Annotated in this window: 26 protein-coding genes and 2 pseudogenes; 21 read left to right on the top strand and 7 right to left on the bottom strand. The window is 36.1% G+C overall.

What is annotated here, in order from left to right; all coding sequences use genetic code 11:
- Positions 1-103: 103 nt before the first annotated feature.
- From C1A06_RS05455 to C1A06_RS15340, 4 genes and pseudogenes are all read left to right on the top strand, one after another.
- The gene (locus tag C1A06_RS05455; RefSeq protein ID WP_245872008.1) at positions 104-1,252 is read left to right on the top strand and encodes a metallophosphoesterase; all 1,149 of its coding nucleotides are present in this window, start codon (positions 104-106) and stop codon (positions 1,250-1,252) included.
- Positions 1,228-2,382: a metallophosphoesterase gene (locus tag C1A06_RS05450; protein WP_101689229.1), complete on the top strand. Its 1,155-nt coding sequence runs from the start codon at positions 1,228-1,230 to the stop codon at positions 2,380-2,382. Before C1A06_RS05455 ends, C1A06_RS05450 begins: the two co-directional genes overlap by 25 nt.
- Positions 2,383-2,438: 56 nt before the next feature.
- Positions 2,439-4,013, top strand: a pseudogene (locus C1A06_RS05445) (ABC-F family ATP-binding cassette domain-containing protein); the annotation flags it as partial.
- A gap of 87 nt (positions 4,014-4,100) precedes the next feature.
- A pseudogene (locus C1A06_RS15340) lies at positions 4,101-4,322 on the top strand (ABC transporter C-terminal domain-containing protein); the annotation flags it as partial.
- A gap of 94 nt (positions 4,323-4,416) precedes the next feature.
- Here C1A06_RS15340 and rplI read toward each other — a convergent pair.
- From rplI to rpsF, 3 genes are read right to left on the bottom strand one after another with little or no spacing between them, the layout of a single operon-like run.
- Positions 4,417-4,860 (bottom strand): 50S ribosomal protein L9, encoded by a 444-nt coding sequence (gene rplI / locus C1A06_RS05440; protein ID WP_101689227.1) that lies wholly within the window; start codon positions 4,858-4,860, stop codon positions 4,417-4,419.
- A gap of 28 nt (positions 4,861-4,888) precedes the next feature.
- Entirely contained in the window at positions 4,889-5,158 is a 270-nt protein-coding gene (rpsR, locus tag C1A06_RS05435) for a 30S ribosomal protein S18 (protein ID WP_185116821.1), read from the bottom strand.
- Positions 5,159-5,524 (bottom strand): 30S ribosomal protein S6, encoded by a 366-nt coding sequence (gene rpsF, locus C1A06_RS05430; RefSeq protein WP_101689225.1) that lies wholly within the window; start codon positions 5,522-5,524, stop codon positions 5,159-5,161.
- Between the two features lie 383 nt (positions 5,525-5,907).
- Between rpsF and C1A06_RS05425 the strand changes: the two genes are divergently transcribed.
- Positions 5,908-7,365 carry an amino acid permease gene (locus C1A06_RS05425; protein ID WP_101689224.1) on the top strand — a complete coding sequence of 486 codons (1,458 nt, stop codon included), beginning with the start codon at positions 5,908-5,910 and terminating at the stop codon, positions 7,363-7,365.
- 145 nt (positions 7,366-7,510) lie between these two features.
- Positions 7,511-7,987 (top strand): MarR family winged helix-turn-helix transcriptional regulator, encoded by a 477-nt coding sequence (locus C1A06_RS05420; protein WP_101689223.1) that lies wholly within the window; start codon positions 7,511-7,513, stop codon positions 7,985-7,987.
- Here the strand turns inward: C1A06_RS05420 and C1A06_RS05415 are convergent, their stop codons facing one another.
- From C1A06_RS05415 to C1A06_RS05400, 4 genes are read right to left on the bottom strand one after another with little or no spacing between them, the layout of a single operon-like run.
- Positions 7,988-9,010, bottom strand: a complete 1,023-nt coding sequence (locus C1A06_RS05415; RefSeq protein WP_245872007.1) for an endonuclease/exonuclease/phosphatase family protein — start codon at positions 9,008-9,010, stop codon at positions 7,988-7,990.
- A gap of 5 nt (positions 9,011-9,015) precedes the next feature.
- Entirely contained in the window at positions 9,016-10,443 is a 1,428-nt protein-coding gene (locus C1A06_RS05410) for a hypothetical protein (protein WP_245872006.1), read from the bottom strand.
- Between the two features lie 11 nt (positions 10,444-10,454).
- A complete protein-coding gene (locus tag C1A06_RS05405; RefSeq protein WP_101689221.1) occupies positions 10,455-11,186 on the bottom strand; it encodes a DsbA family oxidoreductase in 732 nt (243 codons plus the stop codon).
- Between the two features lie 12 nt (positions 11,187-11,198).
- Positions 11,199-12,656, bottom strand: coding sequence for an aminoacyl-histidine dipeptidase (locus C1A06_RS05400; protein ID WP_101689220.1), 1,458 nt, complete (start codon positions 12,654-12,656; stop codon positions 11,199-11,201).
- Between the two features lie 339 nt (positions 12,657-12,995).
- Between C1A06_RS05400 and C1A06_RS05395 the strand changes: the two genes are divergently transcribed.
- The 15 genes from C1A06_RS05395 (at position 12,996) to C1A06_RS05325 (ending at position 24,920) form a co-directional block, all read left to right on the top strand.
- A complete protein-coding gene (locus C1A06_RS05395) occupies positions 12,996-13,601 on the top strand; it encodes an OmpH/Skp family outer membrane protein (RefSeq protein ID WP_101689219.1) in 606 nt (201 codons plus the stop codon).
- Between the two features lie 117 nt (positions 13,602-13,718).
- Positions 13,719-14,513: a 3-deoxy-8-phosphooctulonate synthase gene (gene kdsA, locus C1A06_RS05390; RefSeq protein ID WP_101689218.1), complete on the top strand. Its 795-nt coding sequence runs from the start codon at positions 13,719-13,721 to the stop codon at positions 14,511-14,513.
- On the top strand, positions 14,514-15,233 hold the full coding sequence (locus tag C1A06_RS05385; protein ID WP_101689217.1) for a 2-phosphosulfolactate phosphatase: 720 nt from the start codon (positions 14,514-14,516) through the stop codon (positions 15,231-15,233).
- Between the two features lie 9 nt (positions 15,234-15,242).
- Complete coding sequence (locus tag C1A06_RS05380) at positions 15,243-15,608, top strand: YraN family protein (RefSeq protein WP_101689216.1); 366 nt, start codon at positions 15,243-15,245, stop codon at positions 15,606-15,608.
- Positions 15,609-15,620: 12 nt separating this feature from the next.
- On the top strand, positions 15,621-15,983 hold the full coding sequence (locus tag C1A06_RS05375; RefSeq protein ID WP_101689215.1) for an MmcQ/YjbR family DNA-binding protein: 363 nt from the start codon (positions 15,621-15,623) through the stop codon (positions 15,981-15,983).
- Between the two features lie 10 nt (positions 15,984-15,993).
- Complete coding sequence (locus C1A06_RS05370; RefSeq protein WP_101689214.1) at positions 15,994-16,725, top strand: biotin--[acetyl-CoA-carboxylase] ligase; 732 nt, start codon at positions 15,994-15,996, stop codon at positions 16,723-16,725.
- A 178-nt stretch (positions 16,726-16,903) separates the two neighbouring features.
- A complete protein-coding gene (gene argR / locus C1A06_RS05365; RefSeq protein WP_221405676.1) occupies positions 16,904-17,365 on the top strand; it encodes an arginine repressor in 462 nt (153 codons plus the stop codon).
- A gap of 66 nt (positions 17,366-17,431) precedes the next feature.
- A complete protein-coding gene (locus C1A06_RS05360; RefSeq protein WP_185116820.1) occupies positions 17,432-18,037 on the top strand; it encodes a GNAT family N-acetyltransferase in 606 nt (201 codons plus the stop codon).
- Positions 18,034-19,242: an argininosuccinate synthase gene (locus C1A06_RS05355; RefSeq protein ID WP_101689211.1), complete on the top strand. Its 1,209-nt coding sequence runs from the start codon at positions 18,034-18,036 to the stop codon at positions 19,240-19,242. Before C1A06_RS05360 ends, C1A06_RS05355 begins: the two co-directional genes overlap by 4 nt.
- A gap of 1 nt (position 19,243) precedes the next feature.
- Positions 19,244-20,212: an N-acetyl-gamma-glutamyl-phosphate reductase gene (gene argC, locus C1A06_RS05350; RefSeq protein WP_101689210.1), complete on the top strand. Its 969-nt coding sequence runs from the start codon at positions 19,244-19,246 to the stop codon at positions 20,210-20,212.
- 150 nt (positions 20,213-20,362) lie between these two features.
- A complete protein-coding gene (locus C1A06_RS05345) occupies positions 20,363-21,487 on the top strand; it encodes an aspartate aminotransferase family protein (RefSeq protein WP_101689209.1) in 1,125 nt (374 codons plus the stop codon).
- Between the two features lie 144 nt (positions 21,488-21,631).
- The gene (rfbA, locus tag C1A06_RS05340) at positions 21,632-22,495 is read left to right on the top strand and encodes a glucose-1-phosphate thymidylyltransferase RfbA (RefSeq protein WP_101689208.1); all 864 of its coding nucleotides are present in this window, start codon (positions 21,632-21,634) and stop codon (positions 22,493-22,495) included.
- 6 nt (positions 22,496-22,501) lie between these two features.
- Entirely contained in the window at positions 22,502-23,050 is a 549-nt protein-coding gene (gene rfbC / locus C1A06_RS05335) for a dTDP-4-dehydrorhamnose 3,5-epimerase (RefSeq protein WP_101689207.1), read from the top strand.
- 3 nt (positions 23,051-23,053) lie between these two features.
- A complete protein-coding gene (locus tag C1A06_RS05330; protein ID WP_101689206.1) occupies positions 23,054-23,845 on the top strand; it encodes a glycoside hydrolase family 25 protein in 792 nt (263 codons plus the stop codon).
- Between the two features lie 43 nt (positions 23,846-23,888).
- Entirely contained in the window at positions 23,889-24,920 is a 1,032-nt protein-coding gene (locus tag C1A06_RS05325; protein WP_101689357.1) for a S41 family peptidase, read from the top strand.
- Positions 24,921-24,971: the final 51 nt, after the last annotated feature.

Below are 24,971 nucleotides of genomic sequence, written 5' to 3'. Positions count from 1 at the left end.
AATCTCAAGGTTGCTCTTTTTCTATTTTACAATCTGCCGCAATTCCTATATTTTCTATATTTGCACTGCACTACAATATTTTATAAACATTTAAATGCGACAAATGATTTTTGTAATTGTCATTTTACTTTACCTAATCGGTAACTTCTATATCTTTCATCATCTTTGGACAGCCGTTCCAACTAGTACAACGACTAATATAGGAATATTCGCTTCGGCAGCTATAGTCATATTATCACTGATTATGTATTTTGTAGCAGGCGAATCAATGCCAATAGCCATGACTCGCTTCTTCTTCATGATAGGAACATCTTGGTTATTTATCATGATATATTTCGTCATTGTATTCCTTGTAAAAGATTTATGTTTAGGTCTGCCAAATAAATTCTTACATTTCATGCCAAGTGATGCATTAACCAGATTTACGAAAGAGAATTGGGTAGGTTTAGCTTTCATGGTAGGATTCATATTCCTATTAATGATATGTGGCTACATGAAATACACATGGAAAGTTAGGGTTGAATTGCCAATAGCCTTGGAAAAACCAATTGCAAACCGAGATTCACTCCGAATAGTGGCTATCAGTGACCTACATCTTGGATATGGTATCGGTAAAAACGAATTTGAAAGTTGGATAGAAAAAATCAATAAAGAGAATCCCGACATCGTTCTGATTGCTGGAGACATTGTAGATAGTAGTGTGCGACCTTTAGATGACCAAAACATTGCAGAAAGTTTCAAAAAAATAAAAGCTCCACTTGGAATTTATAGTTGTGTAGGAAATCACGAATTCTTGAGCGACCTTAGAAAGTCATCAGACTTTATCAAACGATCGGGTGTTAAACTCTTAAGAGATGAAGCTATCCTAGTTGATAGCAGTTTCTATTTAGTAGGTCGTGATGATAAAAGCAATAAACGCCGTAAACAATTGAATACTATTGTTGATAGTTTGGACAAATCGAAACCAATTGTATTGCTGGATCATCAACCATTCCATCTGGAAGAGGCAGAGAAGAACAATATTGATCTGCAATTGTCAGGACATACACATAAAGGGCAAGTTTGGCCTATTTCGATGATAACAAATGCAATGTACGAAATAGATCATGGTTACCTTAAAAAAGGGAATACGCATATCTATGTAAGCTCTGGAATCGGAATTTGGGGTGGAAAATTTCGTATAGGTACACAATCTGAATACGTTGTCATTACATTGAAAGGAAAAGAATGCGAATATTCCTCAGAGCAATAATAGTTCATCTGCTGATAAACATTTACGTTTTTTGGCGAGGTTGGCAAGGTTTGCCTGCCAAAAGAAGCATTCGCGTACCTTATACCCTACTTTTTGTTATTGAACTGATCATCTATCTGATCGGATTTATTTTCCATGAAACAATTCCTCTTGACTGGATGAGTACTATTTCATGGATTGGGGGCTCATGGACTATATTTATTCTCTATATGGCAATTATGCTATTGTTATACGACTTAGTATATATTACGAATAAACGCCTAAAATACCTCCCAGAAAAAATAAACTTTACTTCTCGAAAAACTCGATTCATGCTTTTCAGCTTAGGATTAATGGTAGTAATACCAATGATGAGTTGGGGATCGTATCGTTTTCGGAATCCGGTTATAACCGAGAAAAATCTAATAATAGAGAAAGCTAATCCTAAGCATTCAAAAGTAAGAATAGTGATGGTTTCGGATCTTCATATTGGAGCATTAATACAACGTAACATGCTGGCAAAATATATTGATCTGATAAATGAACAGAAGCCAGATTTGGTACTCATTGTTGGAGACATTATCGACTTCAATCTAAAACCAATACTAGAACAACAAGTAGATGAAGAATTTAAACGTATTGAAGCACCTCTTGGAGTATATGGATCGACCGGAAACCATGATTATATACAAGATAAACACGAAGAATCCGGAGCCAAAATAAAATGGCTTACAGATAATTCAGGGATCCATATACTTCGAGACACCCATACACTTGTGGATAGTTTTTTTTACGTCGTTGGTCGCGAAGATGACAAATGTCTTAATCGAAAACAAATTTCAGACATTATGTCCGGTATTGATCAAACTAAACCAATAATTTTACTTAACCACGAACCTCACCGATTGCAAGAAGACGCTGATTCGGGTGCAGACCTAGCTTTATATGGACACACGCATAACGGACAAATATTTCCATGGAATTATGTTGTAAGTTGGTTTTATGAGAAATCGTACGGATATCTGAAAAAAGATAATACACATATTTATATATCTTCCGGACTAGGTCTTTCCGGGCCTCAATATAGAATAGGTACAGTATCGGAAATTGTTGTGCTAAATCTAGAATTTAGAAACGAATCGATTCGTTAGCCTAAAGGTTTTATGCCTTAAATATACTACCTTTGCTTCTCAAAGTATAAAATAATATGGCAGTATATTTACAAGTAGAAAATCTAACTAAAAGTTTTGGTAGTCTGGTATTATTTCAGAATATTTCTTTCGGAATTGACGAAGGGCAACGAATTGGACTGATTGCTAAAAATGGTTCGGGTAAAACAACTCTTCTAAATATATTGGCAGGCAAAGAACCTCACGATAGCGGCACTGTTACTTATCGTCGCGACCTACGCGTTGCCTATCTTGAGCAAGCACCTCAATACCCAGCTGATTTAACCGTCATCCAAGCTTGTTTTCATTCAGGAAATGAGATAACTGATCTTATATCTGAATATGAACAAGCTATGAGTTCGGGTGACCACTCTAATCTAGAGTATTTACTTCAACAAATGGATGCTCTCCAAGCTTGGGACTACGAGCATCGCGCTAAACAAATTCTTGCCCAGTTAAAAATTAAAGATTTCGATCAGAAAATTTCAGAATTGTCAGGAGGGCAGCTAAAGCGTGTAGCTCTGGCAAATGTACTTATCACTGAGCCCGATCTGATTATATTAGATGAGCCTACCAACCACTTAGATCTAGATATGGTAGAATGGTTAGAAAATTATCTGCAACGTTCGCGCTTGAGTTTATTAATGGTTACTCACGATCGTTATTTCTTGGATCGGGTATGTTCCGAAATAATTGAAATCGACCAAAAACAATTGTTCCAATATAAGGGCAATTTTTCGTATTATCTCGAAAAACGAGAAGAGCGTCTTAGTGCACAAAATGCAGAAGTAGACAGAGCTTCGAATTTACTGCGCAAAGAGCTTGACTGGATGCGCCGTCAACCACAAGCTCGTGGAACAAAGGCTAAGTCGCGTATTGATGCATTTTATGATCTGGAAAAAAAAGCGAAGCAAAATTACGATAGCGACAATGTTAAACTTGAAGTGAAAGGTTCATACATTGGGAAAAAAATATTTGAGGCTCAGCACATCTATAAATCTTTCGGAAGTATAAAAATACTCGAAGACTTCAATTATACTTTTACACGTTACGAGAAACTAGGTATCGTCGGAAATAATGGAACAGGTAAATCTACTTTCCTAAAAATGCTGATGGGTGAAGTTGCTCCTGATAAAGGTCAGTTCGATATTGGTGAAACTGTCAAATTCGGATATTATAGTCAAGACGGATTAACATTCGACGACAATATGAAAGTGCTGGATGTCATTCAGAATATAGCAGAAGTTATCGATTTAGGAAATGGATATAAGCTTACAGCATCACAATTTTTACAACATTTTTTATTCTCTCCCGAAAAGCAGCACGATTTTGTAGCTAAGTTATCAGGAGGTGAGCGCCGTCGCTTGTACTTGTGTACTGTACTTATACAGAATCCGAATTTCCTTGTACTGGATGAGCCTACAAACGATTTAGATATCGTAACATTGAATGTTCTGGAAGAATATCTTCAGCAGTTCAAAGGATGTGTTATTATCGTTTCTCACGATAGGTACTTTATGGATAAAGTTGTTGACCACCTTCTTGCCTTCCAAGGCAATGCTATTGTAAAAGACTTCCCTGGCAATTATAGTGATTATCGTGATTGGAAAGATGAGCAAGATGCCATCATAAAAGCTAACGAAGTTAAGGCTACTACATCTCCTAAGGAAGAACAAAAACAACAACGTACTCAACAAAAAGAAGAGAAACGTAAACTTACCTTTAACGAGAAAAGAGAGTTCGAAGAACTTGATAAGCTGATACCGCAACTCGAAGCAGAAAAAGTGGCTATCGAAGAAGCTTTATCCAGTGGGAATTTATCGAATGATGAACTTATCAGTAAATCACAACGCGTTAGCGAACTCATTGATGAGATAGACGAAAAGACCATGCGCTGGCTCGAACTTAGCGAGTGGGTATAAGACAAAATACTCTAAAATAGGATAAGATTTACCTATATAAAACAAAATAGGCCTAACTAAATGTTAAGCCTATTTTTATATCTGAAAGAATTTCTTATTCTGAAACTACTTCGAAAGGAATTTCAACTGAAACTTCTTTATGTAATCTAGCGATTGCTTTGTAGCTACCAACTTCTTTGACTGCTTCTTTGATAGAGATTACTTTACGATCTACTTCGTAACCTAATTTCTCAAGAGCTTCTGAAATTTGGATGTTTGTAACAGAACCAAAGATTGTTCCTGTTGAGCTAGTTTTCGCACCGATAGTAAGTGCTACTCCGTCCAATTTAGCAGCAAGAGCTTCAGCATTTTCTTTGATCTTAGCTAGCTTGTGAGCGCGTTGTTTCAAATTTTCAGCCAATACCTTCTTTGCCGATTCTGTAGCTATAACAGCTTTTCCTTGTGGTAGAAGGAAGTTGCGTCCGTAACCGTCTTTAACAGTTACTACATCATCTTTATAACCAAGATTTACAACGTCTTCTTTTAATATTACTTGCATAATTTATTGTCCTCCTTAAGTTTTTTGATTATTTCATTAAGTCAGTTACGTATGGAAGCAATGCTAAGTGACGAGCACGTTTTACTGCTTGAGCAACACGACGTTGGAATTTCAATGAAGTACCAGTGATACGACGAGGAAGAATTTTACCTTGTTCGTTCAAAAATTTCTTCAAGAATTCAGGATCTTTATAATCAATATACTTGATACCATTCTTTTTGAAACGGCAATATTTTTTTCTTTTAACTTCTACTGAAGGTGGAGTTAAATATCTGATTTCTGATTGTTGTGCCATGATTTAAGCCTCCTTTGTTTCTTCTGTTTCTACTTTTTTACCTGATCTTAGATTACGTCTCTTTTGAGCGTACTCGTGAGCAAATTTATCTTGGCGGAATGTCAAGAAACGGATCACACGCTCGTCGCGGCGATAGTTAAGCTCCAATTTTGCGATAACAGCAGGATCTGCTTCAAATTCAAGGAATGCATAAAATCCTGTTGACTTCTTTTGAATTGGGTAAGCCAATTTGCGAAGCCCCCAGCTTTCTTCATTCACAATCTTAGCGCCTTCAGCAACCAAAAGTGCTTTGAATTTTTCTACCGCTTCCTTCATCTGAACATCAGATAAAACGGGAGTCAAAATGAAAACGGTTTCGTAATTGTTCATAATTAATAATTAATTGATTATTTATTGTTTAATACAATTTGCATCGAAATGCGGGCACAAAAATAGGCATTTTTTATTAAATATCAAATACTTAAACTCAAAAAATACACAAACGATAAAAAAATCATAATGAAAGCACACACAATAAGCATCATACAATATTGGTAATAAGACAGATAAGGTAAAAACTAATTATTTTACATTGATCAAAACCTCGTCAGCTAAGTCTCAGAGCCATTATTAGTCAATTGTTAATTTACTCAATTTTGTAAATATTTTAATAAAAATTCTCATTTTCATATAGTTACTTTAAGTTAAAATACTTACATTTAGACATTGAGACTCATCAGTTTATTATAAATACCTTAAAAGAACTTGACACTATGGAAAAAACAGAAAGAAATGCTCCAAGCTGTGAAAAGTCTGACAGCGGTCTGAATCGTCATCTTACGAACAGACACATACAGCTTATCGCAATTGGAGGTGCCATTGGTACCGGTCTATTTATGGGATCGGGCAAAACTATCAGTCTAGCCGGACCTTCTATCCTCTTTGTTTATGCTATCATCGGATTTGTAATGTTTTTTGTAATGAGAGCGATGGGAGAACTTCTCTTATCAAATTTGAAATACAAATCATTCATGGACTTTGCAAACGATTTATTAGGTCCGATGGCTGGGTTCTTCATTGGATGGACTTATTGGATAGCATGGATCGTTACTGGTTGTGCCGATTTAATCGCTATTGCCGGTTATGTCAAATACTTAGCCCCTGACATACCATCCTGGTTACCAGCTTTAATCTGTATATTCCTTTTCTTAGGACTCAATCTTCTTACAGTTAAGCTATTCGGCGAAGCTGAGTTTTGGTTTTCGATCATCAAAATCGTAGCTATTGTAGGACTTATTATAATCGGTATCGTATTCATAATAACTGGATTTGAAACACCATCTGGAACAGTAACATCACTTAGCAATATATGGAACGATGGAGGGTTCTTCCCGATGGGACTTTCGGGATTTGTCGCCGGTTTCCAGATAGCCATATTTGCATTCATTGGAGTTGAACTAGTAGGTACAACTGCAGCTGAAACAAAAGATATAGAAAAAACGCTTCCTAAAGCAATCAATGCTATTCCTATTCGTGTTATTTTGTTCTACATTGGCGCATTAATCGTCATCATGTCTGTTATGCCATGGAGATCTATTGACCCTGAAAATAGTCCGTTTATTGTTCTGTTCTCATTTGCTGGCATTGCCGCTGCATTTACTATTACCTATTTTGTTGTTATCACATCCGCGGCTTCATCTGCCAATAGTGGAATATTCTCAACAAGTCGTATGTTATTCGGTTTATCTGTGGGGCACAAAGCGCCTAAACAGTTTAAGAAATTATCGAAAGCAGCTGTTCCTGCTAATGCATTGATATTCTCATGTATGTTCCTACTCCCTGCAGTGGTCCTACTCTATTTTGATAACCAAGGAATTCTTCATGCATTTACATTAGTTACAACTGTTTCTACAATACTTTTTGTTTGCGTATGGTCAGCAATCCTTATCGCTTACATTGCATTCCGCAGACAAAGACCCGAATTACATAAAGCTTCGAAATACAAGATGCCAGGGGGATTATTTACTTGCTATATGGCGCTTGCGTTCTTTGCTTTCATCCTGGTAGCCCTTTGGTTCCGCGAAGACACTCGTATCGGACTGATGTACACTCCTATTTGGTTTATATTACTATTCATAGCTTATAAAATTTCGCCAAAACATCTGAGAGATAAATGGGCGGAAGAAGCTAGAAAGCATAGAGAGGAAGTTGAATCTTCCCATAAGCATTAATATACAATGTGATAACATATCTAATAAAGAGCCATTCCTTATGAATGGCTCTTTTACTTTATGTCTTTAGGATTTTACTTGTCTAATCAATTGTTTTTTTTGCATCTTTTTTTATATCTTTGCACCGAATACAAAGAACAGACATATGGTAAATAAAGAATCTATTGAGAACGAGCTACAAAGTAATCTTCAAGTCATTTTCCCTATTATTAGCGGAAAAGTATCTATGGCAATCAATAGGATGATGTATCGTAATTTCAGAAAAAGTAATTTGGAAATTACTCCCGAACAATGGTCTGTGCTTTCGCATCTTTGGATCGAGAATGGTGTAACTCAACAACGCCTATGCGATGCAACGTTCAAAGATAAACCTAGTATGACACGCTTGATTGACAATCTTGAAAAACAGAAACTAGTATATCGTAAAGCTTCAGAAAACGATCGCAGATCGAATCTTATATTCTTAACTGAAACTGGAACCGCAATCAAAGATATTGCTAACGAAGCTGTTTACAATACGATGGAAGCTGCGTTGAAAGGTGTTGATGAAGAACACTTTGAAACGACAAAACGTGTATTACGCGTTGTATTTTCAAATATTCAAATTGCATTAGACAAATAATCATTCTTTAATTCTGAGATCAAGATATATTGGCAAGTGATCGCTCAGTCCGCCCAAATATTTACGCCATACATACGTTCGAAATGGCTTTTTTCCTCCGTATTTCTCATCATTTTCCAGTAAGAAATCACCACTGAATACTTTTGCTGTATTATTAGTTACAGAAACAGTATTCACTGAGTTCAATAAGTTACCATTGACTACAAATTGATCCATAAATTGCCATTTACCTCTATATTTATAGCTACCCGTATCAGATTCCTTAATCCGATCTAAGAACATATTATATAGATTTTTATACTTTAATGATTCTGACATACTCCTCGCAGCCAGTATTTTTAACATACTATCATCATTAGGAAAATCATTAAAATCTCCCATAATAATCACATTTGCTTTCACCCGTCTCGCCATAACTTTATCTACCTGCTGTCTTAGCAATCGTGCAGCTTGTTGTCTGAATGGACGAGTTCTTTTTATACCATCAACACGAGAAGGAAAATGGCAAATAAAAATATCTAAAGTATCTCCACTAATTACCAATCCAGTAACATGTAATACATTGCGAGTATGTTTATCTGGAGCATCAGAAAAATTCGGGGTATATTCTTTGACCGTAAGTAATTTCATTTCATCACGCTGATAAAGTAAGGCTACATTCATACCACGATCGTCCTTCGATTTCGTTATAATGTAGCGATATTTATGCTTTTTCAGAGGAGATCTTTTACATAGATCAAATAAAACGGAATCATTCTCTACTTCACACAAGCCTATCAAAGCTGGAGGATAATTCTCTCCTATACTATCAATAGCAGCACTCAATCCTTTCAATTTTTGCCAATAACGATAATTTGACCAACGTTGATTCCCTTTAGGCAACCAATCATCATCATCCGTCTCGGGATTATCTTTCGTATCGAATAAATTCTCTACATTGTAAAATACAATTCTAAATGGGTTCTGTGCAGATAGATACGCTGTACACATCACGATAAACAAACATACAACTATCCGCAGCATAATCATCAAATTTTGTTTTCTTCACCCATCCACTCAAAACAACCAGCGTCTGAACTTCCATCCATCAATCTGGCATTACCTCTTAGGTCAAAAGTAGCTTGTTTTGAATATTCTAAATCAGCAATTCCAATTGCATAGGATGTCTCTGACAATCTAAAATCGTATTCATATAGACCGCTTGAATTCAAGTTTAAGAATTCTGGATTTTTATTCCATATCACGTTAACAAAGCCCTTACTATCTACACCATATTTGGTACGAATTAAGCAATTACGAAAGTTAAAATTAAAGTTCTGATTTCCTTTATCCACTAAAGACAGCTCATCAACTCTAGTACCATATATAATTGAATTTATAAAATCACATTGAATAAGAGGAGACTCAACGCTCACCGATTCATTACTCAAAGTCAGAGCAGCTCCTTCACGAGTTGACCATTGATAATAATTGGCAATAGTACAATGTAAAAACGAATAATTCCCCCCTTGTATATCCAAAACAGCTTTACGTGAATTTGAAAACAAACAATTCACTGCATCAATATAACAATCAGAAGCCACTACACAATTATCTGACGAGTTACGAACTTCAACATTATACAATTGCGCTTTCTTCTTTGTTATATCTGAAGAATAAAAATAAAGACCAACTATTGCATTTTTGACAATAACATTCTTTAAAGAATTGTCATAGCTATCAGGATGGAAAACAATACCATTCCATTGACCTGGAATATTAGAATAAGGGATAATATCGTTCATTTTATCAAATCTATCGTTTCGGAAAACTATATTATTAGTCAACTCACCTTCAGCTTTTAAAGTTCCCCAAATATTCATTGAGGCTTTATCATGAAAAAACAATTCAGCACCAGCCTCAATAGTCAATTTGGCTCCCCGAACAACATTCAGAGAATCGTAAATCAAATATGGCTTATCAGCATTAAAATAAGTATCCTCCTTTATTTCTTTACCTTTTATGATATAGACATCACGTCCTATTGCTTCTAATATTACATACTGAACATTTCCATTAGTCACAAAACGTATTGAATCTCTTATCAGAATAGGGCTATTCTCATTCAAAGGATCAACCGTAATACGCAAGAAACCATAAAGACTATCTTTTTTTAAGATATCTACATCTGTTATCCGAGTTCCCTGTTCTCCATCAATATTCATCGTAAAACCGCTTTTCTCTGAATTTACAATTTCAATAGATTCTATAGACAAGGATTTATTATTTCGATTATAGATTTTAAATTGAGCTACCGATGAACCTATAGTTGTAAAAACCGTATCGAAAGTAATTGTATCTTTCGAAAAACTTAGTTTTAAATCTGAGGACGACGAAAAATCATCACTCTCGGCACAAGAAATGCAGAAGCCACCCATTAGGGTGGCTATCAGCAATGTATATACAATATTCTTCACATTCTATAATTTTACAGACTACAAACTCCGTCAGCAGAACATGAACGTCCTCCACTTCGTTTTTCGCCGTCGCCTCGACCTACACCATGCTCTTTCCATTCTGTATAGGCTTTATTCAGCATATCTATATAGTCTTCAACCTCAATTGAGCCCTGAATGATATCTTTATTATTAAAATAATAAAACGGAATATATTCCAGATTCAGTCCATTCTCACTATAATCGATATCTTTTTCAATTTGCTCAAGATACTTATCACTATCGAGCATCTTTACGATTGAAGCTTCATTCAGTCCGATTTCAACACCTAGCTTGACCAATGTAGCTCGATCGCTTATATCTTTCGACTTAACGAAATACGCATCAAATAAAGCTTCTTCAGCTTCATCCGCCAATCCTGACTCATTAGCCAATTTTACCAAGCGTAGAGCATCAGAAGTGTTTGCTACAATCAGATTATCAAAATTAAAGTCCAATCCTTGCTCTTTAGCCAAGGATGTCAACTTCAGACAGAATGCTTTTACGTCCTCTGCCGATGCTCCATTCTCTTTTGAAAAATACTCAGCAAAAGACATGTCTAAAGCTTTCTTTGGAAGATCAGGATTCAGTTCATAGCTATGCCATTCCAACTTGATCTCATCACGATGCTCGAACTGAGCCAGTGCTTTTTCAAATTTACGTTTTCCAATGTAGCAATATGGACAAGCAATATCTGACCATATTTCGACTGTCATTTTTTTCATTATTCCAGTAATCTATTTTTTAGGGATGCTTTTTAGTATATCTAACAAATAATCCCACCATTTAGCAACAGAAGGGATTTCCATTTTTTCTGCCGGAGAGTGTGCCTCTCTGATAGTAGGTCCGCATGAAATCATATCCAGATGTGGATATTTTTCTAAAAAAAGTCCACATTCCAATCCAGCATGGATTGCTTTTACTTCCGGATCTTTTCCGAATAATTTCATATAAGAGTCACGTGCGACTTTCAATATTTTAGAATCCTGATTAGGAGTCCACCCCGGATAACCATCAGCAAATTTAACTTCAGCTCCAGCTAGATCAAATACAGCTTTAAACATATTTGCCGCATCATTTTTTAATGATTCTGTAGAGCTACGAGTACTTACTGTGATCAGAATAGTATTTTCTTCCTTCATTTTCACTGACGCAAGATTCATTGATGTTTCAACCAGTCCTTCAATTTCATGACTCATTCCCAAAACACCATGTGGACATGCATAAAGAGCATTTAACAGCTTAAATGTAGTATTTTTGTCAACTATAACTTTAGGCGTATCAAATGACTGAACTTTAAGCTTTACCCCTGCATCAACACGTTTCAATTCGGACTCCACATCAGCAGCCAAAATATTTAGTTTAACCGCTACACTTTCTTTATCCGTAACAGGTACGCCCGCAATAGCCCATGCCTCACGCGCAATAGCATTATGTAGATTACCCCCATTGAATTCTGCTAAAGCCAGTTCTTCATTTTTATTTAAATCCCAAAGGAAACGGTTTAATATCTTATTGGCATTGCCCAATCCTTTATCGATATCCGAACCAGAATGTCCACCATTCAAGCCATTCACTTCCACTTTAAACCAAAAATATCCGTTAGGAACTTCGGTTGGTGTATATGTAAATTTGGCTGTCGAAGTCTTTCCCCCAGCACAACCGATGTATATTTCTCCTTCTTCTTCTGTATCCAGATTAATAAGAATATCTCCACTCAGGAAGTCTTTTCCTAAAGCAAATGCTCCCGTCAAACCAGTTTCTTCATCAACTGTAAACAGACATTCAAGTTTCGGATGCAATATGTCATCCGAAGCTAAAACTGCCAATGCTGCAGCTACTCCCATTCCATTGTCAGCTCCTAGTGTTGTTCCTTTTGCTTTCAGCCAATCTCCATCAACATATGTTTCAATCGGATCGTTATCAAAATCGTGCACAGTTCCCGCGTTCTTTTCACAAACCATATCAACATGGCCTTGCAGAATAACTGTCGGACGATCCTCCATGCCTGAAGTAGCTGGTTTAAATATCACTACATTACCAACATCATCCTTTTTTGCTTCCAAATTATGTTTTTTTGCAAAATCCATAAGATATGCAACTACTTTTTCCTCTTTTTTAGATGGTCTTGGTATTTGAGTCAACTCATAAAAATAACCCCACACCAATTCCGGTTTTAAATCTTTTATTGTCATAATATATTTAATATTTGTAAAATGATAAGTTTGTCATAACTATCTGTTAACATATCCTTTTGGGTAAGCAGATAAACAAATATAATATTATATTTAGTATTTACAAAAAAATCAGGAATAGATAGAATCAATCATTTTATTCAACACAATAACTCATAATTACCTGATCGTAACTTTGGCTAGAGAAAGGATATTTATTCGATTTTCACATCTTTTAATCATTTTTTTTATTCTTATTCTTAACTTTATACCATATCTTTGTCTGTCATTAGAGAAATGATCAGTAAAACCTCTAATGTCATGAAAACATTTGTGAACTGTAACTAATTTGTATTTTAAATGAAGAATATATCTTACATTATCAACGGCGTATTGGCTGCTGCCATCATTGTTCTATTTGTGTTATTTTTTACATCAAAAAATAATACGCAACAAGGACAAACTCTTGCTTTTTCGAACAGTGATTCAACCAGTGTGCTTCCAGTAGCTTACGTAAATGTTGATTCGTTATTATTAAACTACAACTTTGCAAAAGACGCGAATGACCGCTTAATGAAAAAATTGAGCAGTACTCAAAACACTTTAGCAAACAAAAAACGCAGTCTTGAAACTGAAAGCCAAGAGTTTCAACGTAAATTGCAGCAAAATGTTTTCATCAGTGAAGATAGAGCTCAACAAGAATATGCAAGAATAAACAAACTTGCAGCAGAATACGAAGCAATGGCTCAACGCCTGGAAAACGAACTAGGTACAGAACAACTTCAAATGACAAATCAGATTACAGATTCTATCCGTTCGTGCATCGAAAGATATAATGATGAAGTAAATTATGAAATCATATTCTTGAATAACGGTCATGACAACATTATCGTTTCGAAAGATAAATATGACATCACGCAAATCATTCTAACAAAATTAAACGAGCGATATATCCCTAAAAAATAAGCTTTAGCTTAATAATAAAATAATAAGTATACCGAAAAAGGATGAAGTTATAAGCGTCTCTTTTTTCGGTATATTTTTTGTACTACCTTTATAGTCTGAAATAAACAATATCTATTTATGAATATATCTGAATTAAAAAACGACAATTTCTTTCTTTTGTCAGGACCATGTGTTATTGAAGGAGAAGAAATGGCTCTGCGCATAGCAGACGAATTAGTTAGAATTACTAGCAAACTAAATATACCATACGTATTTAAAGGATCATACCGCAAGGCTAACCGCTCACGTGTTGATTCATTTACTGGAATTGGTGACGAGAAAGCATTAAAAATTCTGCAAAAAGTTGGCAAAACTTTCGGAATACCGACTGTAACTGATATACACGAAACAACAGAAGCCGCATTAGCTGCCGAATACGTTGACGTTCTGCAAATCCCGGCATTCCTTAGCCGTCAGACTGAGCTATTGATTGCTGCTGCCGAAACTGGCAAAATTGTCAATATCAAAAAAGGACAGTTCATGGCTCCTGGAGCGATGAAATTTGCTGCTCAAAAAGTCATAGATTCTGGCAACAACAATGTGATGCTTACAGATAGAGGAAATTCGTTCGGATATTCTGATCTAGTTGTTGACTTCCGAGGTATTCCTGAAATGAAAGAATTTGGTTTTCCGGTAGTCCTTGATGCTACGCATTGTCTTCAGAAGCCAAATCAAGCTTCTGGTGTAACCGGTGGACAGCCAAAATTGATCGAAACTATGTGTAAAGCTGGTATAGCAACAGGAGTAGACGGACTTTTCCTTGAAACTCATTTCGATCCGGCAAATGCATTATCAGATGGAGCAAACATGCTACCACTTGATCAGATGGAAGATCTACTAACTCGTCTAACCCGACTAAAAGCCGCATTGTAAGTGAAAATAGACGTATGCTTCTCCCCTGCCCTCTATTCTTTTTATACGGATGGCAAAGATAAAATTGTGGTGGTTGTAGACATATTCCGTGCATCTACAACTATGTGTACTGCTTTGAACAATGGTGCTAAAAGTATCATACCAGTAGCATCAATTGACGAAGCACAAGAATATAAGTCTAAAGGGTATCTTGTCGGAGCTGAACGCAACGTAAAAAGATGCGATTTTGCTGATTTCGGCAACTCTCCTTTTGATTATACAGCCGAGATTGTTGCTGATAAAGATGTAGTATTTACGACAACCAATGGTACACAAGCCATTGATCAAGCTTCTGACAGTTATTGCCTGTTAGTAGGTGCATTCTCAAACATCAGCGCTATTGCTGACTTCTGCGCAGAAGAAAAGAAGGATGTAATAGTGCTTTGTGCCGGATGGAATAACCGCTTCAATATAGAAGATAGTCTTTATGGAGGTGCTTTAGCTGATTTATTGATTTCGAAAGGCTACGAAAGTAGTTCGGATGCCACAACTATAGCTCTGCAAATGTGGGAAAAAGCTAAACCTGATATAAGAAAATATATGGATGAGACTGAACACATAAAGCGTCTCGAGGCTAATAATCTACTAAGAGATGCAGAATACTGCCTCGAATTAGACACAGTAAACGTTGTTCCGATCTTCGATAAATCAACAAGAAAATTGACAATATACAAACCTTGAGTATGTGAGATGGCTCAACACAATAATCTAGGCAGAAATGGAGAACAAGCCGTTATCAGCTATTTGCAGAAAAACGGATATCGTATTCTTGAAAGCAATTGGTTTTACGAAAAATACGAAGTCGATATTATTGCCGAAAACGACGAATGGATTATTTTTGTTGAAGTCAAGACGCGTACATCATCAATTTGGGGTAATCCGGAGGATGCTGTATCGCCATCTAAAATTCGCAGAATTGTTGAATCTGCCGACAATTACCTGATTGAAAATAATATAGAAAAGCCTGTTCGTTTTGATGTAGCTGCTGTTATATCTGCGAACGGGCAATTTGATATCGAATACATAGAAGATGCCTTTCTTCCTCCAATAATGTAAAACACACAAGCCATGAACATTGAAGATTTTCGCGATTTCTGTCTATCAATAAAAGGTGCAACCGAAAGTTTTCCTTTCGATGATACGACGCTTGTATTCAAAGTTATGAATAAGATGTTTGCCTATATAGGCTTAGAGCCTAAAGATGGTGAATTCTTTGCAAACATGAAATGTGATCCCGAAAGATCGATCGAACTGCGGGAACGTTACGAAGGAGTACAGCCCGGATATCATACAAGTAAAGCACTATGGAACTCTGTCTATATCGAAAGAGACCTTCCTGATGAACTAATAAAAGAGCTTGTCCAACACTCGGTAGACGAAGTAATCAAGAAACTTCCCAAAATTAGACAAAAAGAATATTATAACAGCTAAGTTCCGATTCATGTCAAACTATATCCATCTAGAAGAAATTGATTCGACAAGCAATTACCTAAAAAAAATTCTTTCCGAGAATGAGGTCTCCGAAGGTACTATTGTTGTAGCAGACTTTCAGACTGGTGGACGTGGTCAGCGAGGTAATAGCTGGGAATCAGAAAAAGGACAGAACCTAACATTTAGCATATTACTGAAACCCGATTTTGTTTCAGCAAACAAGCAATTTATCATTTCGCAAATAATCGCTTTAGCAATTAAAGATGTATTAGACAGATACGCGGACGGAATCAGTATCAAATGGCCTAACGATATTTATTGGAACAACAGCAAGATTTGTGGTATATTGATTGAGAATAGTCTTATCGGAAACTATATTCAACAATCCATTGCAGGCATCGGTATAAACATCAACCAGACAGAATTTAGAAGTGATGCATCGAATCCAATTTCGCTTTCGATGGTTACGGGCAATTCATATAATCTTCATGAAATACTAGACAAGATTACAAATAGTATATTGTTTTACTATCAATTAGCCAAAGATGGTAATACTTTTGAAATTGTATCATTATATAAAAATGCTCTTTTTAGAAAAAACGGATATCATTTCTACAATGATGGTATCGAAGATTTCGAAGCAAAGATTAATGATATAGAGCCTAGTGGCATATTAGTCTTAGAAAAGCCTGATGGTAAAATCAGAAAATTTGCCTTCAAAGAAGTGCAATTTGTATTATAATTTTTCATCTTCCATCCATCTATAATATTTACATATTCGAGCCGTAAAAGCATGAATATGCAGAAATCCCTAAAAATTAACATCATTTTAACTATAATGTTTTATAATTATTCATGAATATAGATTGAATATGCATTTTTATGTATATTTTTGCATCAGAATCGTATATTTATACATTATGACTAAACAATATCGCCAACAAATAATAAGAGAACTGATTTCTGAGAATAAAATTGAGAATCAGGATATGCTCCTTACTATGCTTCAGAGCAAAGGCTTTGATATAACGCAGGCGACACTATCTCGCGACATCAAGGAATTGAAAATAATAAAGGTACCCCATCATGAAGATGGATATGTATATCAGTTGACCGATGTAGTCAATCAGACAACAAACAATCAACCTAATATTGCCACCTACGGGTACCTGAGCATCGAATTCTCTGGACAACTGGCAGTCATAAAGACTCGCCCAGGCTACGCAATGGGCATTGCTGCTGAAATTGACGACAAGGCAACCAATACAATAATGGGAACGGTTGCAGGAGATGATACCATATTGGTCATCCTACGCGAAAATGTAAGCCGTCAGCATGCTATTGATTCACTATCTACGTTTATACCAATCAAATTAGCTTGATTAGCATCGTATAAAATGGAAACAACATTATCTATCACAAATAATATTTTAGTTCATCAGAAAGAAATGGACACTCAAATTTCAGAAATATCAGTAGTAGTAGCCAACGATAGCCACATAGGCTATGTACAGACTATATTAGATACTATAGAAGCTGCCGCAAAAGTTCGTGGCACAGGTATCGCTAAACGTTCGCCAGAATATGTCGAACTGAAAATCAGAGAAGGAAAAGCAATCATAGCAACTTGTGGTGACGAGTTTGCGGGTTTTTGCTATATCGAGTCGTGGGGTAACAAACAATATGTTGCGAACTCAGGATTAATCGTTGTCGAAAAATTTCGTCAACATGGGCTTGCTAAAAGGATAAAGCTAAAAGCGTTTTCATTGGCACGTGCTATGTTTCCCGAGGCAAAAGTATTTGGTCTGACATCAGGAGCTGCTGTTATGAAAATAAATACTGAACTTGGATACAATCCAGTTACGTTTGCTCAACTGACCGACGACGAGTCATTCTGGAGAGGCTGTCAGGGATGTATCAACTATGATGTATTGACTCGTACCGATCGCAAATACTGTATCTGTACAGCTATGCTTTTCGATCCGGCAAAGCAAAAAGACAAAAAAGAAGTAAAAGAAACAATCAAAGAAATAAAAAAGATATTGAAGAAATGAAAAAGAAAGTCGTTTTAGCATTCAGCGGAGGATTAGATACTTCATTCTGTGCGAAATATTTGTCAGAAGACCTAGGATACGAAGTTTATACAGCTATAGCTAATACAGGTGGATTTACACCTGACGAACTGAAAGTTATAGAAGAGAAAGCTTATAAGCTAGGTGCAAAAAAACATGTAAGCCTAGATATTACTCAAGAATATTACGAAAAAAGTATTAAATATATGATTTTCGGGAATGTTCTTCGTAATGGAACCTACCCTATCTCTGTTAGTTCGGAACGTATTTTTCAAGCAATAGCTATTATCAACTATGCTAAAGAAATTGGTGCTGATGCAGTAGCACATGGTAGTACAGGTGCTGGTAACGATCAAGTTCGTTTCGACCTTACTTTTGACGTTCTTGCACCCGGTATCGAAATTATCACACCGACACGTGATATGATCCTGACCCGTGAATATGAAATCAATTATTTGAAAGAGCATGGATACGAAGCAGATTTCACGAAGATGGAATACTCAATTAACAAAGGTCTTTGGGGAACAAGCATCGGCGGAAAAGAAACTCTTCAATCGAATAAAACTTTGCCGGAAGAAGCTTATCCTTCTCAATTGAAAAAAGTTCAAGAAGAAGAGCTTACTATTGATTTCGAAAATGGAGAAATCGCTGCTGTAAATGGCATAAAATATACAGACAAAGTTAAAGCAATCCAGAAAATTGAAGAAATAACTTCGGCTTTTGCAATCGGTCGCGATATGCATATCGGCGATACAATCATCGGAATCAAAGGACGTGTAGGCTTCGAAGCTGCAGCTCCGATTGTCATTATCAATGCTCATAAGATGCTTGAAAAGCATACTCTAAGCAAATGGCAACAATACTGGAAAGAACAAACTGCCAATTGGTATGGAATGTTTCTTCACGAAGCTCAATATCTTGAACCAGTTATGCGCGACATCGAAGCAATGCTTGAATCATCGCAACGCAATGTAACAGGTCGTGTGATTGTCAATCTTCGCCCTTATGGATATACTTTAGTTGGAGTAGAAAGTGATTTTGACCTGATGAAAGCAGACTTCGGCGAATATGGCGAAATAAACAAAGCTTGGACTTCGGATGATGCGAAAGGATTTACTAAAATCTATTCAATACCGAACAAAATTTATCATAACGTACAGCAAAAAAACGGAAAGGACGACATTTAAAATGATTAAAGTAGGAATTATAGGAGGTGCCGGATATACTGCAGGCGAGTTGATACGCATTTTATTGAATCATCCGCAAGTAGAATTGGTATTTGTAAATAGTACCAGTAATGCAGGAAATAAACTTTATGACGTACATGGAGGATTGTTGGGCGATACTGAAATGAGTTTCACCGATCAATTACCTTACGATAAAATTGATGTTTTATTTTTCTGTACAGCTCACGGAGATACTAAAAAATTCTTAGATGCCAACAAAGTTCCCGAGCATCTGAAAATAGTTGATCTATCAACTGATTATCGCCACAAAGCTGAAGGAAATAAATTTGTATATGGATTACCAGAATTAAACAAAGATCAAATTGTAAACGCAAAATATATTGCTAATCCTGGCTGTTTTGCAACAGCAATTCAGTTAGCACTATTACCTTTAGCAAAGGCTGGACTTATCAATTCCGAAATACATGTAAATGCGATTACCGGCTCAACCGGTGCAGGTGTAAAACCCAGTGCTACCGGGCATTTTAGCTGGCGTGAAAATAACATTTCAGTCTATAAAGCATTCGAGCATCAGCATTTACAAGAAATAAGTGAATCGTTGATTCAATTACAAAATGACTTCTCACCTTACATAAACTTTATACCTGTCAGAGGTAATTTTACTCGTGGAATCTTTGCTTCGGTATATCTCGATTTCGATGGTACTGAAGAAGATGCTCAGAAGCTATATAAAGATTTTTACGAATCTTGTCCTTTTACTATTGTAACGGATAAGAATCCTGATCTGAAGCAGGTTGTCAATACAAACAAATGTATTGTTCATGTCGAAAAACATGGTAACAAACTATTGATTCTATCTTGTATAGACAATCTGCTGAAAGGGGCATCAGGTCAGGCTGTCCAGAATATGAATCTCATATTTGGATTAGAAGAAACAGCAGGATTGAAATTGAAAGCTTCGGCATTTTAATTTTATACTACTGCAATCGTTCTTTGTATAATTTATCTATATACTATAAAATAGATAAATCAATATTGGGAACAAAGTAATAAAACCAAAACAATAAAAATCTGTACACAAGTGTTACTTTTTAGCAGATTTAAAACTGACAATCAATAAATGAAACCATTTGACGTATTTCCCGTATTCGACATCAATATCATTAAAGGCGAAGGCTGCTATGTATATGATGACAAAGGGAATAAATATTTAGACCTATATGGTGGTCACGCTGTTATCAGCGTAGGACATACTCATCCTCATTATGTTGAGAAAGTTAACGATCAGCTAAATAAAATAGCTTTTTATTCGAACTCAATCGTTAATAAACTGCAAGTGGAGCTGGCTGACAAATTATCTGAACAATGCGGATATCCTGACTACGACTTGTTTCTTGTCAACTCGGGAGCCGAAGCTAATGAAAATGCGATGAAACTTGCGTCGTTCCACAACGGACGCAAAAGAATGCTTTCGTTTGCAAAAGCTTTTCATGGACGAACATCGGCAACGGTAGTAGCTACAGATAATCCTTCATATATATCGCCTTTCAATGAAACGGATCGTATAACTTTCGCTCCATGGGGTGATATCGATTTCGTCAAGAAAGAACTTTCGACTAAAGAATACGCAGCAGTTCTTATTGAAGGTATTCAAGGTGTTGGAGGTATTAAAATACCGACAAAAGAATTCATGCAAGAACTTCGTAAAATATGTACTGAAACCGGAACTATCCTAATTCTGGACGAAATACAATCAGGATATGGACGTAGCGGGAAATTCTTCGCTCATCAGTATATGGATATAAAAGCTGATCTTATTACTGTTGCTAAAGGTATAGCTAACGGATTCCCAATGTCAGCAGTATTAATCAGTCCCATGTTCAAAGCTGTTCACGGACAATTAGGAACTACTTTCGGAGGTAATCACCTTGCTTGTGCAGCTGCAATTGCTGTCCTTGACATCATGAAAGATGAGAAACTTGTAGATAATGCACAGAAAGTTGGCGAATATCTGATGAATGAACTCAAGAAGTTCCCTCAAATCAAAGAAGTTCGCGGACTTGGTCTGATGATAGGAATGGAATTCAACGAACCAATCAAAGAAATACGTTCAAAACTGCTGTTTGATCATAAAATATTCACGGGTGTAACGGGAGCTCATGTAATTCGATTACTTCCTCCACTCTGCCTGACTATAGAACAAGCAGATATGTTCCTTGATCATTTTAAGCAAGTTATAGCATAAACTAACATGAAAGAGCGTCCTACTAAGGATGCTCTTTTTCGTTGGCAATAAATTGACCAATCCACTATATGTTCGAGAAGGAAATGCTATCTTTGCTTAAATTTATAGCCAAATTTGAGAAATAACAAACTTCGGACACAACATATGAAAGGAATAATTCTTGCAGGTGGAAGCGCTACTCGTCTCTACCCGCTGTCTAAAGCAATATCGAAACAAATCATGCCGGTTTACGACAAACCGATGATTTATTATCCATTATCAACACTTATGCTAGCAGGTATACGTGAAGTGTTAGTTATATCTACTCCACGTGATCTACCTATGTTCAAAGAGTTATTGGGAAGTGGCGAAGAATTGGGAATGAAATTCGAGTATATTATTCAAGAAGTTCCTAACGGTTTGGCACAAGCATTCGTACTCGGCGAAAAGTTCCTTGACGGAGAAGCTGGTTGCTTAATTCTTGGAGACAATATGTTCTATGGACAGAATTTCTCAAAAATGCTTCATCAAGCAGCAAGTATTGAGAAAGGGGCTTGTGTATTTGGATATTACGTAAAAGATCCACGTGCGTATGGCGTTGTCGAATTCGATGAAAATAACAACGTCGTTTCGTTGGAAGAAAAGCCTGCTAAACCAAAATCAAACTATGCTGTTCCTGGATTATATTTCTATGACAATACTGTTTGTGAAAGAGCAAAAGCTTTGAAACCGTCTGCACGCGGCGAATATGAAATTACAGATCTCAACAAGTTATATTTAGAAGAAGGATCGCTTCAGGTTCAGCTTTTCGGTCGTGGATTTGCATGGCTTGATACTGGTAACTGCGACAGCTTGCTAGAAGCTGGAAACTATGTTGAAACGATTCAAAATCGACAAGGTTTCTACATTGCATGTATCGAAGAGATTGCATGGAGAAACAAATGGATAACTGATAATCAGCTGGAAGAATTAGGGCAAAAGCTCGATAAAACTGCTTACGGTCAATATATACTAAGTCTACTATCTTAACTTATAATGGAATTTATAAAACAATCTTTGCACGATGTGTGGCTGATTCAGCCAAAGGTATTTTACGACGAAAGAGGCTATTTTATGGAGTCTTTCAGATATGATCAATTCGAAAAACATGTCGGGCAAATCAATTTTATACAAGATAACGAGTCAAAATCCACTCAAGGAGTTCTTCGTGGATTACATTATCAAACCGGAGAATACTCACAAGCGAAGTTGGTAAGAGTACTACAAGGAGCTGTTCTAGATGTAATAGTCGATCTTCGAAAATCATCTCCTACTTTTGGACAACATCTTGCAATCGAACTTTCTGAGGAAAACAAAACACAGCTATTTGTTCCGCGTGGCTTTGCACATGGGTTCAAGGTTATAAGCGAAACGGCTGTCTTTGCATACAAAGTAGATAATATCTACTCAAAAGAGCACGAAGCAACATTATTATGGAATGATTCTAGTTTAGATATCCATTGGAATATAAATGAATCTGAAATCATTCTGTCTGAAAAAGATAAGGTAGGTAAACCGTTCTCTGAAACACCTTTATTCGAATAATCAATGGCTGTAAAGAAGAAAGTTAAGCCTAGAAAAAAGAAGGCTAAAAAACGTATAAACAAAGAAGATCAACTAACCAGACGTGTTGCAATTAGTGCCCTGCTAATTGCAATCGTTGGTATTACAGCATTCTTGTTCTACAAAAATTATTTTCGTGAACCACAAAAATTCGAATCTTCAAAATACATTGTCAAAGGGATCGATATATCTCATCATCAACCGATCATCAACTGGGAAATGGTCAGTGAACAGGATATATATTTCGGATATATAAAAGCTACCGAAAGCGTTGATCATTTAGATCGTAATTATATATACAATTACGAACAAGCACGTGAAGCACAAGTTAAAATTGGGTCATACCATTTTTTCCGATTTGGTGTATCTGGTCGTGATCAAGCTCAGCATTTCATCCGTACTGCCAAATGCCAAAGTGGAGATTTGATTCCGGCAATCGATGTCGAACATTCAACAATCAATACCTATAGTGATGATGCTTCATATATAGCCATGATAAAGCATGAATTGGTGGAATTAGAGAGTGCCTTATATGAACATTACGGAGTTCGTCCATTGATATATACAAACAAAGATTGTTATAAATTGTACATCAAAGGATCGTTTCTCGACAATCCTTTTTGGATATGCGACCTACACAAAGAACCATCAGATGATATAAACTGGAGAATCTGGCAATTTTCTCATTCAGGAAAACTTCCTGGTGTTGATGAGAAAATTGATCTAAATTATTATCGATATTCATTCGACGAATTCAAAGAATTATTACTACCTTAACCATCATTTTGAAATGAACATCATCAAGATAGACAGAGTATACATGAAGATCAGATTACTTTTTTTCATTTTTATCACATTTATTCTTACTTCTTGCTTTCATGAAGATAATTTCGAAAATTCCAAAAAAGGAAATTTCGAAGCTTTATGGACCATCTTTGATCAGAAATATTGTTTTTTTGAATATAAAAAAGATTTCGTTGATTGGGATGAAGTCTACACTCGATATTCAGCTCGTGTTGAAGAAGAAATGACAGATGAAGAGTTTTTCTATGTAATGGGAGAAATGTTAAACGAACTGAAAGACGGTCATGTAAATTTAGTTGCGAAACACGATAGAATCAGATATTTAGCATGGTTCGAAGACTATCCGAAAAACTTTGATGCAAATATACAAGAGAAGTATTATCTCGGTACCGGTACTGATTATCGTATATCTGGAGGAATAAAATATAGAATTCTCGAAGATAATATCGGTTACTTGTATTATGGAGATTTTTCGATATCCACTAGTCTTAGCCAGTTAGACCATATTATAAAATATCTGATGCCATGTGATGGTATCATAGTTGATGTGCGCAACAATGGAGGTGGCGCATTAACCAATAGCGAAAGACTAGCTGAACGTTTTTTTAAAGAAAAGACATTAGTAAGTTATATACAGCACAAAACTGGAAAAGGGCACGATAGTTTTTCGAAACCTTATGCCCAATATATCACACCTCCAAACGACAGATTAAGATATCAAGGTCCTGTTGTTGTTCTAACAAACAGAAGCAGCTATAGTGCAACCAATGATTTTGTCAACTCCATGCGTTATGCACCCAATGCTGTGATCGTTGGAGACAAAACCGGAGGAGGAAGTGGCCTGCCATTTTCATCCGAAATACCAAATGGTTGGTCTGTCCGCTTCTCGGCATCACCAATACATGATGCATCAATGGAACATATCGAATTTGGAATTGATCCGGACTTGTTTGTAGATATGGATACCAATCTACGAGAAATTGATACAATAATCGAAACTGCCAGAAAAGTTATAAAAAACGAAATTCAAGTTAATAAGAAAAGATAGCTAAGCTTAAATTTTAAGCAATATTATACAAACCATTCTAATACGACATTT

This window comes from Dysgonomonas massiliensis (genome assembly GCF_900240225.1).
GTDB lineage: Bacteria > Bacteroidota > Bacteroidia > Bacteroidales > Dysgonomonadaceae > Dysgonomonas > Dysgonomonas massiliensis.
This window is presented reverse-complemented; position numbering and strand designations above follow the sequence as displayed.

Bases quoted from the DNA above. Each gene is read 5' to 3' on its own strand.
- C1A06_RS05455 (WP_245872008.1), top strand. From the start codon at position 104: ATGATTTTTGTAATTGTCATTTTACTTTACCTAATCGGTAACTTCTAT.
- C1A06_RS05450 (WP_101689229.1), top strand. From the start codon at position 1,228: ATGCGAATATTCCTCAGAGCAATAATAGTTCATCTGCTGATAAACATT.
- rplI (WP_101689227.1), bottom strand. From the start codon at position 4,860: ATGCAAGTAATATTAAAAGAAGACGTTGTAAATCTTGGTTATAAAGAT.
- rpsF (WP_101689225.1), bottom strand. From the start codon at position 5,524: ATGAACAATTACGAAACCGTTTTCATTTTGACTCCCGTTTTATCTGAT.
- C1A06_RS05425 (WP_101689224.1), top strand. From the start codon at position 5,908: ATGGAAAAAACAGAAAGAAATGCTCCAAGCTGTGAAAAGTCTGACAGC.
- C1A06_RS05420 (WP_101689223.1), top strand. From the start codon at position 7,511: ATGGTAAATAAAGAATCTATTGAGAACGAGCTACAAAGTAATCTTCAA.
- C1A06_RS05415 (WP_245872007.1), bottom strand. From the start codon at position 9,010: ATGCTGCGGATAGTTGTATGTTTGTTTATCGTGATGTGTACAGCGTAT.
- C1A06_RS05405 (WP_101689221.1), bottom strand. From the start codon at position 11,186: ATGAAAAAAATGACAGTCGAAATATGGTCAGATATTGCTTGTCCATAT.
- C1A06_RS05400 (WP_101689220.1), bottom strand. From the start codon at position 12,656: ATGACAATAAAAGATTTAAAACCGGAATTGGTGTGGGGTTATTTTTAT.
- C1A06_RS05395 (WP_101689219.1), top strand. From the start codon at position 12,996: ATGAAGAATATATCTTACATTATCAACGGCGTATTGGCTGCTGCCATC.
- kdsA (WP_101689218.1), top strand. From the start codon at position 13,719: ATGAATATATCTGAATTAAAAAACGACAATTTCTTTCTTTTGTCAGGA.
- C1A06_RS05380 (WP_101689216.1), top strand. From the start codon at position 15,243: ATGGCTCAACACAATAATCTAGGCAGAAATGGAGAACAAGCCGTTATC.
- C1A06_RS05375 (WP_101689215.1), top strand. From the start codon at position 15,621: ATGAACATTGAAGATTTTCGCGATTTCTGTCTATCAATAAAAGGTGCA.
- C1A06_RS05370 (WP_101689214.1), top strand. From the start codon at position 15,994: ATGTCAAACTATATCCATCTAGAAGAAATTGATTCGACAAGCAATTAC.
- argR (WP_221405676.1), top strand. From the start codon at position 16,904: ATGACTAAACAATATCGCCAACAAATAATAAGAGAACTGATTTCTGAG.
- C1A06_RS05360 (WP_185116820.1), top strand. From the start codon at position 17,432: ATGGACACTCAAATTTCAGAAATATCAGTAGTAGTAGCCAACGATAGC.
- C1A06_RS05355 (WP_101689211.1), top strand. From the start codon at position 18,034: ATGAAAAAGAAAGTCGTTTTAGCATTCAGCGGAGGATTAGATACTTCA.
- argC (WP_101689210.1), top strand. From the start codon at position 19,244: ATGATTAAAGTAGGAATTATAGGAGGTGCCGGATATACTGCAGGCGAG.
- C1A06_RS05345 (WP_101689209.1), top strand. From the start codon at position 20,363: ATGAAACCATTTGACGTATTTCCCGTATTCGACATCAATATCATTAAA.
- rfbA (WP_101689208.1), top strand. From the start codon at position 21,632: ATGAAAGGAATAATTCTTGCAGGTGGAAGCGCTACTCGTCTCTACCCG.
- rfbC (WP_101689207.1), top strand. From the start codon at position 22,502: ATGGAATTTATAAAACAATCTTTGCACGATGTGTGGCTGATTCAGCCA.
- C1A06_RS05330 (WP_101689206.1), top strand. From the start codon at position 23,054: ATGGCTGTAAAGAAGAAAGTTAAGCCTAGAAAAAAGAAGGCTAAAAAA.
- C1A06_RS05325 (WP_101689357.1), top strand. From the start codon at position 23,889: ATGAAGATCAGATTACTTTTTTTCATTTTTATCACATTTATTCTTACT.